Annotated in this window: 13 protein-coding genes, 1 pseudogene and 1 riboswitch; of the genes and pseudogenes, 11 read left to right on the forward strand and 3 right to left on the reverse strand. The window is 47.3% G+C overall.

The genetic code is table 11. The annotated features are described in order from the left end of the window. The 3 genes and pseudogenes from E7204_RS08050 to E7204_RS08060 form a co-directional block, all read right to left on the reverse strand. Positions 1 to 329 (reverse strand): annotated as a pseudogene (locus E7204_RS08050) (MFS transporter); the annotation flags it as partial. A 148-nt stretch (positions 330 to 477) separates the two neighbouring features. Next, a riboswitch (ZMP/ZTP riboswitch) is annotated at positions 478 to 559 on the reverse strand. Positions 560 to 773: 214 nt separating this feature from the next. Continuing rightward, a complete protein-coding gene (fba, locus tag E7204_RS08055) occupies positions 774 to 1,703 on the reverse strand; it encodes a class II fructose-1,6-bisphosphate aldolase (protein ID WP_295183388.1) in 930 nt (309 codons plus the stop codon). 154 nt (positions 1,704 to 1,857) lie between these two features. Then, positions 1,858 to 2,709 carry an RluA family pseudouridine synthase gene (locus E7204_RS08060; protein ID WP_295183406.1) on the reverse strand — a complete coding sequence of 284 codons (852 nt, stop codon included), beginning with the start codon at positions 2,707 to 2,709 and terminating at the stop codon, positions 1,858 to 1,860. 435 nt (positions 2,710 to 3,144) lie between these two features. Between E7204_RS08060 and E7204_RS08065 the strand changes: the two genes are divergently transcribed. The 11 genes from E7204_RS08065 (at position 3,145) to E7204_RS08115 (ending at position 12,199) form a co-directional block, all read left to right on the forward strand. Then, a complete protein-coding gene (locus tag E7204_RS08065) occupies positions 3,145 to 3,639 on the forward strand; it encodes a YajQ family cyclic di-GMP-binding protein (RefSeq protein WP_006555026.1) in 495 nt (164 codons plus the stop codon). An 86-nt stretch (positions 3,640 to 3,725) separates the two neighbouring features. Further along, positions 3,726 to 4,844, forward strand: a complete 1,119-nt coding sequence (gene cbiD, locus E7204_RS08070) for a cobalt-precorrin-5B (C(1))-methyltransferase CbiD (RefSeq protein ID WP_295183389.1) — start codon at positions 3,726 to 3,728, stop codon at positions 4,842 to 4,844. Continuing rightward, positions 4,820 to 5,446, forward strand: a complete 627-nt coding sequence (cbiE, locus tag E7204_RS08075; RefSeq protein WP_295183391.1) for a precorrin-6y C5,15-methyltransferase (decarboxylating) subunit CbiE — start codon at positions 4,820 to 4,822, stop codon at positions 5,444 to 5,446. The genes cbiD and cbiE overlap by 25 nt, the downstream gene beginning before the upstream one ends. Positions 5,447 to 5,509: 63 nt before the next feature. Beyond that, on the forward strand, positions 5,510 to 6,094 hold the full coding sequence (gene cbiT / locus E7204_RS08080) for a precorrin-6Y C5,15-methyltransferase (decarboxylating) subunit CbiT (protein WP_295183393.1): 585 nt from the start codon (positions 5,510 to 5,512) through the stop codon (positions 6,092 to 6,094). Between the two features lie 134 nt (positions 6,095 to 6,228). After that, on the forward strand, positions 6,229 to 7,044 hold the full coding sequence (gene cobM / locus E7204_RS08085) for a precorrin-4 C(11)-methyltransferase (RefSeq protein ID WP_295183395.1): 816 nt from the start codon (positions 6,229 to 6,231) through the stop codon (positions 7,042 to 7,044). 8 nt (positions 7,045 to 7,052) lie between these two features. Further along, on the forward strand, positions 7,053 to 8,156 hold the full coding sequence (locus E7204_RS08090) for a cobalt-precorrin 5A hydrolase (RefSeq protein ID WP_295183397.1): 1,104 nt from the start codon (positions 7,053 to 7,055) through the stop codon (positions 8,154 to 8,156). Positions 8,157 to 8,185: 29 nt separating this feature from the next. Then, positions 8,186 to 8,875 carry a precorrin-3B C(17)-methyltransferase gene (gene cobJ, locus E7204_RS08095; protein WP_366483663.1) on the forward strand — a complete coding sequence of 230 codons (690 nt, stop codon included), beginning with the start codon at positions 8,186 to 8,188 and terminating at the stop codon, positions 8,873 to 8,875. Beyond that, positions 8,872 to 9,663 (forward strand): precorrin-6A reductase, encoded by a 792-nt coding sequence (gene cobK / locus E7204_RS08100; RefSeq protein WP_295183401.1) that lies wholly within the window; start codon positions 8,872 to 8,874, stop codon positions 9,661 to 9,663. Before cobJ ends, cobK begins: the two co-directional genes overlap by 4 nt. Beyond that, a complete protein-coding gene (locus E7204_RS08105; RefSeq protein WP_295183403.1) occupies positions 9,650 to 10,324 on the forward strand; it encodes a precorrin-8X methylmutase in 675 nt (224 codons plus the stop codon). Before cobK ends, E7204_RS08105 begins: the two co-directional genes overlap by 14 nt. After that, positions 10,317 to 11,363 carry an iron ABC transporter permease gene (locus tag E7204_RS08110; protein ID WP_295183405.1) on the forward strand — a complete coding sequence of 349 codons (1,047 nt, stop codon included), beginning with the start codon at positions 10,317 to 10,319 and terminating at the stop codon, positions 11,361 to 11,363. The genes E7204_RS08105 and E7204_RS08110 overlap by 8 nt, the downstream gene beginning before the upstream one ends. Beyond that, positions 11,363 to 12,199, forward strand: a complete 837-nt coding sequence (locus E7204_RS08115) for an ABC transporter ATP-binding protein (protein WP_295183408.1) — start codon at positions 11,363 to 11,365, stop codon at positions 12,197 to 12,199. Before E7204_RS08110 ends, E7204_RS08115 begins: the two co-directional genes overlap by 1 nt. The last annotated feature ends 206 nt before the right edge of the window (positions 12,200 to 12,405 follow it).

Raw genomic sequence — 12,405 nt, forward strand, 5'->3', positions numbered from 1 at the left:
CCCACACCGCCGATGACACCGTAGAAGATATAAAGCAAGGTTAAGCTACTTTGCTCTAAGGCGTAAGCCGTACCTAACATGCCGATACCAAAGAAGAGGGTACTTAACAAGCCACTCTTTTTCGGACCGATTTTTTCAGCAAAACTGCCTAATAAACCGGCGGAAAGACCGAGGAATAAAATAGCTAAAGAAAAAGTCCAAGTTGTTTCTTTAAGGGACCAGCCCATGGCCGCCATGATAGGTCGTGTCAACACGCTCCAAGCATAGACACTGCCGATAGAAATGTGAATTCCGATAGCCGCCAAGGCAATTAACCAACGATTTCGCATATAATCATCCTTTCTGTAATGAAAGAAGCTGCTCAAAGTCTTTTTTAAAAGAGTTATTATACTTTTAAAAATTAGGCTTACATAGTAGTCTTTTGATGATTGAAAGTCCGTTAAAGGCTTTCAAAATATGCAAAAGACCGCCTGAGCAATCTTCTGCCCAGACGGTCGGCGTTTCTTCGCATACAATACACGTGGTTAATTCCACTAATCCGTCAGCATTGTATGTTGTTCTTTATTGTGAGGTCATTATAACAATAAAAAAGGGAGCAGTCAATCTGAAAAATTAGATAAACTGCCCCTTTTTAGTTATGCATATTATGCTAAAAAATCACAAGAAAATCAGTGATATAGCGTCATATAGCTTTCTTATTATCGATTAATTTTCAGGCTGCTCGGTAGTTAATGTGCAGTGGATTTTAAATAACTGTTGCCTGAGAGTTACGATTATAATTTGCCGGAAGAACCCAATACATCTTTAATTTTGTGCTGTACCATGCCTTTAATAGCATCGCGAGCAGGGCCCAAGTATTTACGAGGGTCGAATTCGGATGGATTTTCCACGAAGAATTCGCGAATGGAGGCGGTCATAGCTAGGCGAAGGTCGGTGTCGATGTTGATTTTACATACGGACATGGACGCTGCTTTGCGAAGCATTTCTTCAGGAACGCCTTGCGCGCCCGGAATGCTGCCGCCGAATTTGTTACATTTTTCAACAAATTCAGGAAGTACGGTGGACGCACCGTGTAAAACGATAGGGAAGCCCGGTAACAATTTGCCGACTTTTTCCAAACGTTCGAAGTCGAGGTACGGTTCGCCTTTGAATTTGTAAGCGCCGTGGCTGGTACCGATAGCGATAGCTAAGGAGTCAACGCCGGTACGTTCTACGAATTCCGCAGCCTGATCCGGATTGGTAAAGAGGGCGTCTTTTTCACTTACGTTTACGTCATCTTCAACGCCGGCTAAACGGCCTAATTCACCTTCTACTACTACGCCGTGTGCGTGAGCATATTCAACAACCTTTTTAGTCAAGGCCACGTTAGTTTCGAAATCGTGTTTGGAGCCGTCGATCATAACGGAGGTGAAACCGCCGTCAATACAGGATTTACAGATTTCAAAATCATCACCGTGGTCAAGATGTAATGCGATTGGTAAGCCTGTGTCTTCAAGGGCGGCTTCAACCAATTTCACAAGATAAATGTGTTTTGCATATTTGCGGGCACCGGCGGATACTTGAAGAATCAACGGAGATTGTTCTTCTTTAGCCGCATCAACGATACCTTGTACAATTTCCATGTTGTTAACATTGAAAGCACCAATAGCATAACCGCCTTCATAGGCTTTTTTAAACATGTCTGTTGTTGAAACTAATGGCATAGTATTTCCTCCTTGTAATGGAATACTGATAACAGATAAGGAATGTCATACATCAAGTTAAGTATAGCAAGAAGACATTAAAAGGGCTACTGCTATTTATGCATAATAGAAGGGCTCTATGACTGTCTAGCTATGGGGGACGATTAAATTTTTGTCAAAAAGAAATCGTGTTATGGATCAAATAGCGTGAAATCAAGGGTTGCCAGGCTGTTGGACGAGGGGCCGTCACGTTCATGACCGTATGCGTCATAGGGTGGACAAATTGTAGCCCAATGGCATGGAGAGCTTGCTTTTCGAGTAAATCGAGGGAGCCGCCGTAAAGATCGTCGCCTACCAGGGGGAAACCTAAGTGAGACATGTGGACGCGGATTTGATGGGTGCGACCGGTGTGAAGGACGAAGCGAACGAGGGAGATTCGTTTATGGCGCGCCAAGCAGGTAATATCCGTATGGGCCGGTTTGCCGTCGGGACTTACACAGCGCTCGATGATGCTCCCTTCTTTGCGGGCAATGGGCCAGTGGATGGTGGCGTAGTGACTTGGAAAGAAGCCGTCACATAAGGCTTCATAGATTTTGCGAATGGGCGTGTGCGTTTTGGTAAAACTGTGTTGCACCAGTGCATTTTTGGCAATAATGACCAGACCCGATGTGTCTTTGTCGAGGCGATGCACAGGATGAAAGGAGGCTTGCGTTTGGCCTGTTTTTTCAAAATAATAAATCAGCACATTCGCGACGGTGTGAAACCGCTCGGTTGAGGTGGGGTGCATGAGGAGCCCCGTCGGTTTGTTGATGATAAGAAGATGTTCGTCTTCGTAAACGATGGGGATGTCATACACCCAAGGGGTAAAGGACGGTTCTTCTTTTGGTAAGTAAATAGTTACCTTATCGCCCGGTACAACGAGGCTGTGCCATGAGGCGGCTTTCTGATTCACATAGACAATGCCGTCTGTGCGCAGGCGACGCCGCATAGCCTGCGATACACCTGCTCCGCGCACTAAGTGATTAATGGAGAGCCGTCTTGTTTTTGTTGCAGTACCAGTCGTCGGTTGCTTGGCCTTTGCAGAAGTAACGGAGGTCGACTGGGGCGTATTTGCCGGAGCGGGCGTTGTATCCGGTACGACTAAGGTCAATAGGGGCTCACCGGGAGCGCTATTCTTTTTTTCGGTAGGAGCTGTAGTAGTTGGAGCTGTAGTGTCTGGCATAATAGTATTGCTTTCTTGACGAGTATATTACAAAAGAATTGTCTTTTTATTTCAAAAAGGCTTGAATTTTTATTTAAAAATACTTGTTTATATGTATATTGTAACCTATTTTAGTCTATTTGTTTTGTCAGGTATAAAAAAATTTCATACAAAGTTCAATTTTCTAAACCTTTCTATGTGAGGAACGGGGCCTATATGATATAATAATAGTACTATTTAAAAAGCAAAGGAGGCATATACATGGCCAAAGATTGTTCGTTTGACGTAGTGTCAGAAGTAAATATGCAAGAAGTTGATAACGCGGTTAACCAAGCAAAAAAAGAAATTGGTACTCGTTATGATTTTCGCGGCAGCAAATCCGAAATCAGTCTTGAAGGGGAAACTATCAAGGTGATTTCCGATGATGAATATAAATTAAACGCCGTAATCGACGTTATTAAAGGCAAGATGGTTAAGCGTAATGTAGCGCTCAAGAATCTTGACTACGGTAAAGTAGAACCTGCATCGGGCGCCACCGTTCGTCAGGTGATTACTATCAAAAAAGGTATTTCCAAGGAAACCGCCAAGGATGTGGTGAAGTTAATTAAAAACATGAAGCTTAAAGTAACGGCCCAGATCATGGAAGATCAGGTGCGCGTTACGGGCAAAGATAAAGATTCCTTGCAGGAAGTTATTCAAATGTTGAAACAGCAGGATTTACCGGTAGAATTGCAATTTGTAAATTTCCGCTCCTAAGTAGAGCCCACAAGAGCAGCGCCAATACCGCTGCTCTTTACCATGATATCAAGTTGTGAAAGATTCTTTCACTAAAGGAGGTATAAATGGATATAGAGGCTATGCGTGGCGGCTATACGACCGGCTCCTGTGCGACGGCAGGCATGAAAGCGGCCTTGATGGCATTGCTATCGGAAGAGTATCCTACCCGTGTGACGGTGATTAATCCGCAGGATACGCCGATTGATGTGCCCATTAAGTCGGTAGAGGTCATATCTGATACGGAAGCTCGGGCCACGGTTGTTAAAGACGGCGGCGACGATCCGGATGTAACGCACGGCACCGATGTGGTGACGACGGTGCAACTGACGACTGACGGCGAGCTTCAGTTTCGCGCCGGTTTTGGCGTAGGAACCGTGACTAAACCGGGCCTGGCGATGCCACCGGGGGAACCGGCTATTAATCCGGGACCGCGTACCATGATGACTACCGTGTTTAAAGAGTTTTGCACGGCCGGTCAGGGCGTGATTGTCACCGTTTCGGTGCCGGATGGTGAAAATTTAGCGAAAAAAACGCTGAACAGTACGCTAGGCATCGAAGGTGGTATTTCCATTATCGGCACCACCGGTATTGTGAAACCCATGAGTGAAGAAGGTTTTAAAAATTCCTTGGTGCCGCAGCTCACGGTTATGAAGGCGGCCGGCTATGAAACGGCGGTGTTGGTGCCGGGGCGCATAGGTCAGGAATTGGCCAAGAATGTGCTCGGTATCGCTATTAATCAGATGGCGGAAACGTCTAACTTTATCGGCTTTATGCTGGAACAATGTGTAAAAGCCGGTTTTAAAAAGATTGTTATTATCGGTCATATCGGTAAGATTATAAAACTCGCGTCGGGCAGTTTTCATACCCATAATCGCATGAGCGACGGCCGTATGGAAACGCTGGTGGCCTATGCGGCGTTAGATGGCGCGACTACGGCGGTGGCCAACGAAATTATGGAATGTCGTACCACGGAAGCGGCCATGCCGATTTTGGCACGCGAACACTTGGAAAGTGTGTATCAGCGCGTGGCGGATAGAGCGTCTATGCGCTCGGAACGCTACATTGCGAATGAAGCGGAAGTGGGCATTATCATTGCCACGTTGGATGGCCAGATTTTGGCGGTTGATGAAACGGCGAAACGTATCGGAGGTGAAGAGCATTGGCAAATACCCTCTATGTCGTAGGCATCGGGCCGGGGAATCCGGATTATGTAGTACCGCGGGGCCTCAAGCTGATTGCGGACGCTAAGGTGCTCGTAGGCAGCGAGCGCTCTTTATTGGATTTTGCCCATGAAGGGCAGGTCACCCATTCGATTACGGGTAAGCTTACGGAGTTGGCTCTTTGGATTGAGGAACAGCTCAAGAGCCATGATGTAGTCGTTATGGTGAGTGGTGACACGGGCTATTACAGCTTGTTGCCGTATTTGAAGAAGAAGTTTCCCCATGCGCCCATTGATGTGGTGCCGGGGATAAGCTCCATGACATTTGCTTTTGCCCGCATCGGTGAAGTGTGGCAGGATGCGGATTTACTCAGTTTTCACGGCCGCGTGCCGAAAGAAGAGGCTCTTCGCTATGAACCAGGCCGTAAGCTGGGCTTTTTGACAGATAAAGAACACAATCCCGCAGCGATTGCTCAAATTTTGATGGACCACGGGTGGCCGGCTGAAACAAAGTCGGTCGCCTTAGAACGTCTCAGTTATGAAGATGAACGGATTCAACCGGGCACGTTGGCAGAAATTGCCAAATTACCGGGATTTGAACATTCCGTGTTTATTATTTTAGGTTAACCGCGATAGTTAGCTCACAGCATGAACATCGTAAGTGTTACATTAAAAACTAAGGAGGTATTCATGCGACATTTTTTCGGCATTGAAGACGAAGAGTTTATTCGCGGTGATGTGCCTATGACAAAACGTGAAATTCGAATGGCCGTACTGAATGAAGCGCGCGTACAAGAGGACAGCTACGTGCTTGACGTAGGCGCCGGTACGGGCTCAATTTCCATTGAAGCTGCTTTGGGGGCACCTAAAGGCCATGTATATGCGATTGAACGTTTTGAAAAAGGCATTGAGCTCATTAAAGCAAATGCGGAAAAATTCGGCGTCAATAATTTAACCGTTATTGAAGCGAAAGCGCCGGAAGGTATGGACGATTTACCGGCTCTTGATGCCATCATCATCGGTGGCAGCGCCGGTGGTATGGACGCCATTCTCGATGCATCGGAGCGCTTGTTAAAACCGGGCGGACGCCTTGTAGTAACGGCGGTAACGATGGAAACAGGCTATACCATTTTAAAAGCCTTAAAAGGTCGTCCTTTCACCTATGAAGGGTATCAGATGCAGATTAATCGCTTCCGCAAAGCGGGACCGTATCATTTACTAAACCCCTTAAGTCCTATTTTTATCGTAACGGCCATTAAACAGGCTGACGCTTAAGATTCGAATTATCGAGCGAAAACTATAAAGACTTTGAGCTAAGCCAAAAGTTATATAGATGTGGGATTTAAGCTAAGGCTTATATTACATATTACAATTAAGTTGGCCAGCAGGCCGAGGAGGTAAACCGGAACATGAGTGAAGATAAAACAATGTCAGGCGAGAATGTTATGACGGCGAATCAAGAAGTACCGGTAGTTCATATTGTAGGCGCAGGTCCCGGGGATCCCGAGCTCATTACGCGCAAAGGCTATCGTTTAGTTAGTGAAGCGGATATCGTGATTTATGCCGGCTCTTTGGTAAATCCGGAGATTTTAAAAGCTTGTAAAAAAGATTGTGAAATTCATAACAGCGCGACTATGAATCTGGATGAAGTCATCGAGGTTATTAAACGCGGTGCCGCTGAAGGTAAAGCTATCGTTCGATTACACACTGGCGACCCTGCTATTTACGGCGCCATTCAGGAACAGATGGATCGTTTGCAAGAATTGGGCATCACTTATGCGGTAGTACCCGGTGTCAGCTCCTTCCTCGCAACGGCAGCTGCTTTGAAGCAGGAATATACGTTGCCGAATGTGTCTCAAACGGTAATTATTACCCGTATGGAAGGCCGTACGCCGATGCCGCCGAAGGAAAAGTTGGCCATGCTCGCTGCTCATGAAGCAACCATGTGTATTTTCCTCAGCGTGCAGATGATGAATAAAGTGGTGGAAGAACTCATTAAAGGCGGCTATAGCCCGAAGACACCGGTGGCGATTGTGGTGAAAGCATCCTGGCCGGATCAACGCATTATTCGCGGCACGTTGGAAACGATTGCGGATATTGTAAGTCAGGAAGGTGTATTGCGCCAGGCCATGATCGTGGTCAGCAAAGTGCTTGACAGTGACTATGAATTGTCTAAATTATATGACAAGGGCTTCAGTCACATGTACCGCAGTGCGAAGGACTAATTAGGCTTATGGAATCGATAGCGATTATTTCCGTTACGGCTCATGGCGCCGGATTGGGGCAGAAGTTACGGCATCATTTCGAAGCAGATTCGAATTATGAGGTTCACTGTTTTGAAAAAGAAGGGCGTGCCAGTGGTGATACTGCCGAATTTTTCAGCTCTATGAAACCGCATATGGAAACATGGTTTAAATCCTATGATAAACTGCTTTTTATCATGGCTACGGGCATTGTGGTGCGCATGATTGCACCGTACATCAAACACAAGTCGGAAGATCCGGCGGTGGTGGTCATGGATGAGCAGGGACATTTTGCCATCAGTTTATTGTCCGGTCATTTGGGTGGCGCCAATGAGTGGACGGCGGATATTGCTCAGTTTGTGGGCGCCACGCCGGTTATCACGACGGCTACGGACGTGAATGGTATTCCGGCCCCTGATGTACTGGCCCGCAAACTAGGCTTTAAGGTAGAAGATTTCAGCACGTTGCGAGAAGTCAATTCGGCTCTCGTAGCAGGTGAAAGGGTACCGTATTATATTGACGATACCTTGTTCTTTTTACATGAGTATGAAGCGGTAGCCAAAGCGCAGGGGATTGAGCTCATTCGTTTTAATCCGCATACCGTAACGGGCAAGGCTACTTGCGAAACGGGCGGTGAAAATGCAGCGCGCGTAGTCATTACCGATTTATTATTGCCCTTTGGACCACGTACTTTGGTACTTAGACCGTCGACAATGACGGTGGGTATCGGCTGTCGCCGTGATACGCCGAAGGAATTAATTTTACATGCCGTTAACGATTCATTGGCCAATGTGAATCGTTCACCCAAGAGTGTGGCATCTGCCGCATCGGTGATTGTAAAAGCCGATGAAGTGGGATTATTGGCAGCAGCAAGCGAGTTACAATGGCCCATTCACTTTTTTACCCAAGAAGAAATGGCGCCTTTCATAGAAGCAAGTCATATTGAAGAATCTAATTTTGTTAAAGAAACGATAGGAGTAGGCAACGTATGCGAAACAACAGCACTATTACAGGCCAAGAGCCAAACATTACTACAAAAGAAAACGGTGTATCCACGAACAACGGTAGCCATCGCCCAGGTACAATCAAAGTAATCGGCATCGGACCGGGCAACGAAGAATTCATGACACCGCAAGCTCGTGAAGCGATTTTGGCGGCTGACCGCGTGGTAGGTTATTTGACATATCTCGACCTCATTGCCGATTTAATTGCGGACAAAGAAAAAGTGGGCACTGCTATGATGCAGGAAGTTGACCGTTGTCAGCAGGCGGTGGATTTAGCCATTGAAGGCCATGAAGTAGTGGTTATTTCCAGCGGTGACTCCGGCATCTATGGTATGGCCGGCCTCGTTATGGAACTGGCCAACAAAGTACCGGCTGAACAGCGTCCGCAAGTGGATATTGTGCCGGGCCTCAGCGCTGTTAATGTAGCGGCTGCCGTATTGGGCGCACCACTTATGCACGACTTTGCCGTTATTTCCTTGAGCGATCTTATGACGCCTTGGGATTTAATTAAAAAACGTGCCGATTTGAGCGCTGAAGGGGATATGGTTATTGCCCTTTACAACCCACGCAGCAAAAAACGTGTAACTCATTTGGACGAAGTGCGTGAATTGGTGCTTAAACATCGTGCTCCTAAGACTCCTGTCGGCATTGTTCAAAAAGCCGGTCGTCCGGGTCAGCACATGGTGATTTCCGATTTGGAAAACTTCACGAAAGAAGAAATCGATATGCAGACGTTGGTTATTATCGGCAACAGCCAGACCTATGTTGAAAACGGCCGCATGATTACGCCTCGAGGCTACAAATTATGATTTGGGTCATTGCGGGCACATTAGATGGTCGCAATTTGGCGGTTACCGTTCGTGAAACTACCAAAGAACCCGTATTCGTATCGGTGGTCAGCCAATATGGGGCGCAACTGGCCGCTCATGAAGGTATTGAAGTGCATACGGGACGCCTCGACAAAGAGGCGATGAAAGAGATTATTGCCGATAAAAAGATTCGTCTTTTAATCGATGCCAGTCATCCGTACGCAGCCGTAGTTACCGCTACGGCGCGGGATGCGGCGGCAGAGATGAATATACCGTTCCTTCGTTTTGAACGCAAGGAAGTGCCGTTGCCGGATTATGATAAACTTCATCATGTGAGCAATGAAGCGGAAGCGGCGGCCTTGGCCGGTAAGCTTGCCGGTGAACTCAATAAGCGTGTGTATCTGACGACGGGCAGTAAAACTATGGGGATTTTTGCCAAAGCGGCGGCCCTTCAAGATATTGACGTATGGACACGCGTCTTACCGACCGCGGAAGTGCTGGGAATCATGGAAGACCTCGGCGTGTCGCCAAAACGAATTATTGCCATGCAGGGACCGTTCAGTTATGATATGAACAAGGTTATGTTTGCCGATACGAAGGCGGACGTGGTGGTCATGAAAAACTCCGGCCTCGTAGGTGGTTCCGATACGAAGTTACAAGCTGCTATTGATTTAGGTTTACATATCATTGTTATTGATCGTCCGGAGCCTGCCAAAGGGGCTATGACCATTTCCACGGCTCAGGAGTTCTGTGATTTATGGGAGGACAAAACAAGTGGATTACATTAAAAACCCTAAAGCCATTGAAGATAAAAGTATGGAAATTATTTATCCCTATGTTAAAGATTTAAACCTCACCGATGATGAAGTGCGTGTATATTCCCGTACTATTCATGCATCCGGTGACGTAGAATATGCCAAGCTCGTTCGTACCAGTCCTGATGCGGTTAAAAAAGGCATTGAAGCGTTGCAGAACGGTGCTCACGTGTACTGCGACGTAGAAATGGTGCGTACCGGCATCAATAAACCGGCGTTGGCCCTTCGCGGCAGTGAAGTGCATTGCCTCATTAAAGATGAAAAAGTTGCTGAATTGGCGAAAGAATTGGGCGTAACTCGTTCTATCGCCGCTATGCGTACGTTCGGTAAACAATTGGACGGTCAAATCGTGGCCATCGGTAACGCTCCGACCGCTCTTTACGAAGTGTTGCGTCTCGCTTTGGAAGAAGGGGTTAAACCGGCGCTTATCATCGGCATTCCGGTAGGTTTCGTAGGCGCTGCGGAATCGAAAGATTATTTAATGGAAGTATCCCCGGTACCGTACATTACGGTGAAAGGCAATAAAGGTGGCAGTCCGATTGCCGCTTCCGTGGTAAACGCGCTTCTTTATACCGGCGTAAAACGTGACGGCATGTTGTTTGTCCAAGACAACGAGTCGAAGAAAAATGACTAATCAGAGTAAAGATACAAAAAATGGGGCCGAAGTAGGCCAAGTTTTACCGAATGAACGGCATCGAAATGTGAAACGAAGTTTTTTGGTACTCCTCTTTCTGGCCTTAGCTTTGGCAGCCATGGTTATTTCACTCGTATTCGGTTCCGCCGACATTACGATGGCGAAAATCTGGCATACTTTGTGGAGCTCCGAACTCAAGGATACGCAGGAGATGGTTATTTGGAATATCCGTTTTCCTCGTAATATTGTGGCCGCCTTGGTAGGTGCCAATTTGGCCGTAGCCGGTGCTATTTTACAGGCGGTTATGAAAAACCCGTTGGCGGACCCCCAGATTGTAGGGGTTTCGTCCGGGGCCGGTTTAGCCGGTGTTATTATCCTCATTCTTTTTCCGAGCTGGGAGTATTTAGTGCCTTTGGTGGCCTTCGTTGGCGCTTTAGGGGCGGCTCTCATGGTGTATGCCTTGGCTTGGAAAAACGGGATTCGACCGACCCGTATTATTTTAGCCGGGGTGGCGGTAGCGGCCTTTTTAGGTTCCGGTATTTCTGCGTTGCTCGTATTCTACGGTGACCGCGTGCAAGGTGCCTTACTTTGGATGGTAGGGGGCCTTTCGGCGCGTAGTTGGCCGCAAGTATACCTCTTGGCACCGTACACGCTCATCGGCTTGTTGACGGCTTTTTTAGGCTCCCAGCGCTTGACGATTTTAAGCCTTGGTGATGAAACGGCCAAAGGCCTTGGTTTACCGGTGGAACAGACCCGTTTTACCATGACGGCAGTGGCCGCGTTCCTCGCTGCCAGTGCGGTTAGTGTGGCCGGCCTTATCGGCTTTGTGGGGCTCGTTATTCCGCATGTAGCGCGCATGCTGATTGGTTCCGATTATAAATTTCTGTTGCCCGGTTCAGCCTTTTTAGGGGCGGCCGTGCTCGTTATGAGTGATACTTTGGGGCGTGTGCTATTTAGTCCCGTAGAAGTGCCGGTAGGCATTATTATGGCCTTCTTCGGTGCGCCGTTCTTCTTATATTTGTTGCGGAGGGATGCATGATGACTATGAGTAATCAAGTACAAGCCTCGGCAACAACAGTAGGGGTGCCGGCTATTACGGTGAAGGATATAGTGGTCTCTTTTGAGCAAAAAGATGTTTTAAAAGGTATCACTTGGGATGTACCGACCGGTGCCATTACGACGCTTATCGGACCGAACGGGTGCGGTAAAAGTACGCTCTTAAAGTGTATTACGGGCAGTGTAAAACCCATTGGCGGGGACATTTATATTAGTGGCCAAAAGGCGTCGTCCTATTCGCCGCGTACGTTGGCGCAGCGCATGGCATTTTTGCCGCAGTCGCCGGAAGTGCCCCGTGATATGGTGGTGGAAGAGCTTATCTATTGTGGGCGTTTTCCTCATCAAAATTGGTGGCGTAATACGGCCGGAGAAGACCGTAAAGCCGTTGAGAGTGCCATGGCTGTAACAAAAACGACGCATTTGCGCAATCAACCGGTGTCTTCGTTATCCGGTGGGGAACGGCAGCGCGTATGGATTGCTATGGCGTTGGCTCAGGAGCCGGATATTCTTCTCTTGGATGAACCGACGACCTATTTGGATATTAATCATCAGTTTGAAGTGATGGAGCTGTTGCGTCGTTTGAATCGTGAACAGGGGCTTACGGTTGTCATGGTACTTCATGAATTGAATCAGGCAGCTCGCTATTCGGATCAGGTGGCGGTACTTCATGAAGGTCATTTGGCAGCTGTCGGCACTCCTAAAGCGGTTATGACAGCGGAGCTTCTAAAAACAGTGTTCGCTGTGGATGCTCTCATTGAAGAGGGACCCGATAACAGCCCGTACATTAAAATTGAAGGGCTTGTGCAGCAGGCTGAATGATACAGTCCTATAAGCCCCGATTAATCAAGTGAATAAAAAAGAGGGATTAACGTATAACGATATAATAGGCTCTTTGTCAAATTTTGGGGCGCTAAAGAGTCTATGCACTTTGAGGAAGGACATGCGACATAACTGTTGCGTGTCCTTTTCTTGCATTGATGAATAAAATCCGGTTTCGGAAGTAGTGGAAGTTCCGTATCCCAAAA

This window comes from Veillonella sp. (assembly GCF_015058545.1).
Classification (GTDB): Bacteria; Bacillota; Negativicutes; order Veillonellales; family Veillonellaceae; genus Veillonella_A.

Bases quoted from the DNA above. Each gene is read 5' to 3' on its own strand.
- fba (WP_295183388.1), bottom strand. From the start codon at position 1,703: ATGCCATTAGTTTCAACAACAGACATGTTTAAAAAAGCCTATGAAGGC.
- E7204_RS08065 (WP_006555026.1), top strand. From the start codon at position 3,145: ATGGCCAAAGATTGTTCGTTTGACGTAGTGTCAGAAGTAAATATGCAA.
- cbiD (WP_295183389.1), top strand. From the start codon at position 3,726: ATGGATATAGAGGCTATGCGTGGCGGCTATACGACCGGCTCCTGTGCG.
- cbiT (WP_295183393.1), top strand. From the start codon at position 5,510: ATGCGACATTTTTTCGGCATTGAAGACGAAGAGTTTATTCGCGGTGAT.
- cobM (WP_295183395.1), top strand. From the start codon at position 6,229: ATGAGTGAAGATAAAACAATGTCAGGCGAGAATGTTATGACGGCGAAT.
- E7204_RS08090 (WP_295183397.1), top strand. From the start codon at position 7,053: ATGGAATCGATAGCGATTATTTCCGTTACGGCTCATGGCGCCGGATTG.
- cobJ (WP_366483663.1), top strand. From the start codon at position 8,186: ATGACACCGCAAGCTCGTGAAGCGATTTTGGCGGCTGACCGCGTGGTA.
- cobK (WP_295183401.1), top strand. From the start codon at position 8,872: ATGATTTGGGTCATTGCGGGCACATTAGATGGTCGCAATTTGGCGGTT.
- E7204_RS08110 (WP_295183405.1), top strand. From the start codon at position 10,317: ATGACTAATCAGAGTAAAGATACAAAAAATGGGGCCGAAGTAGGCCAA.
- E7204_RS08115 (WP_295183408.1), top strand. From the start codon at position 11,363: ATGACTATGAGTAATCAAGTACAAGCCTCGGCAACAACAGTAGGGGTG.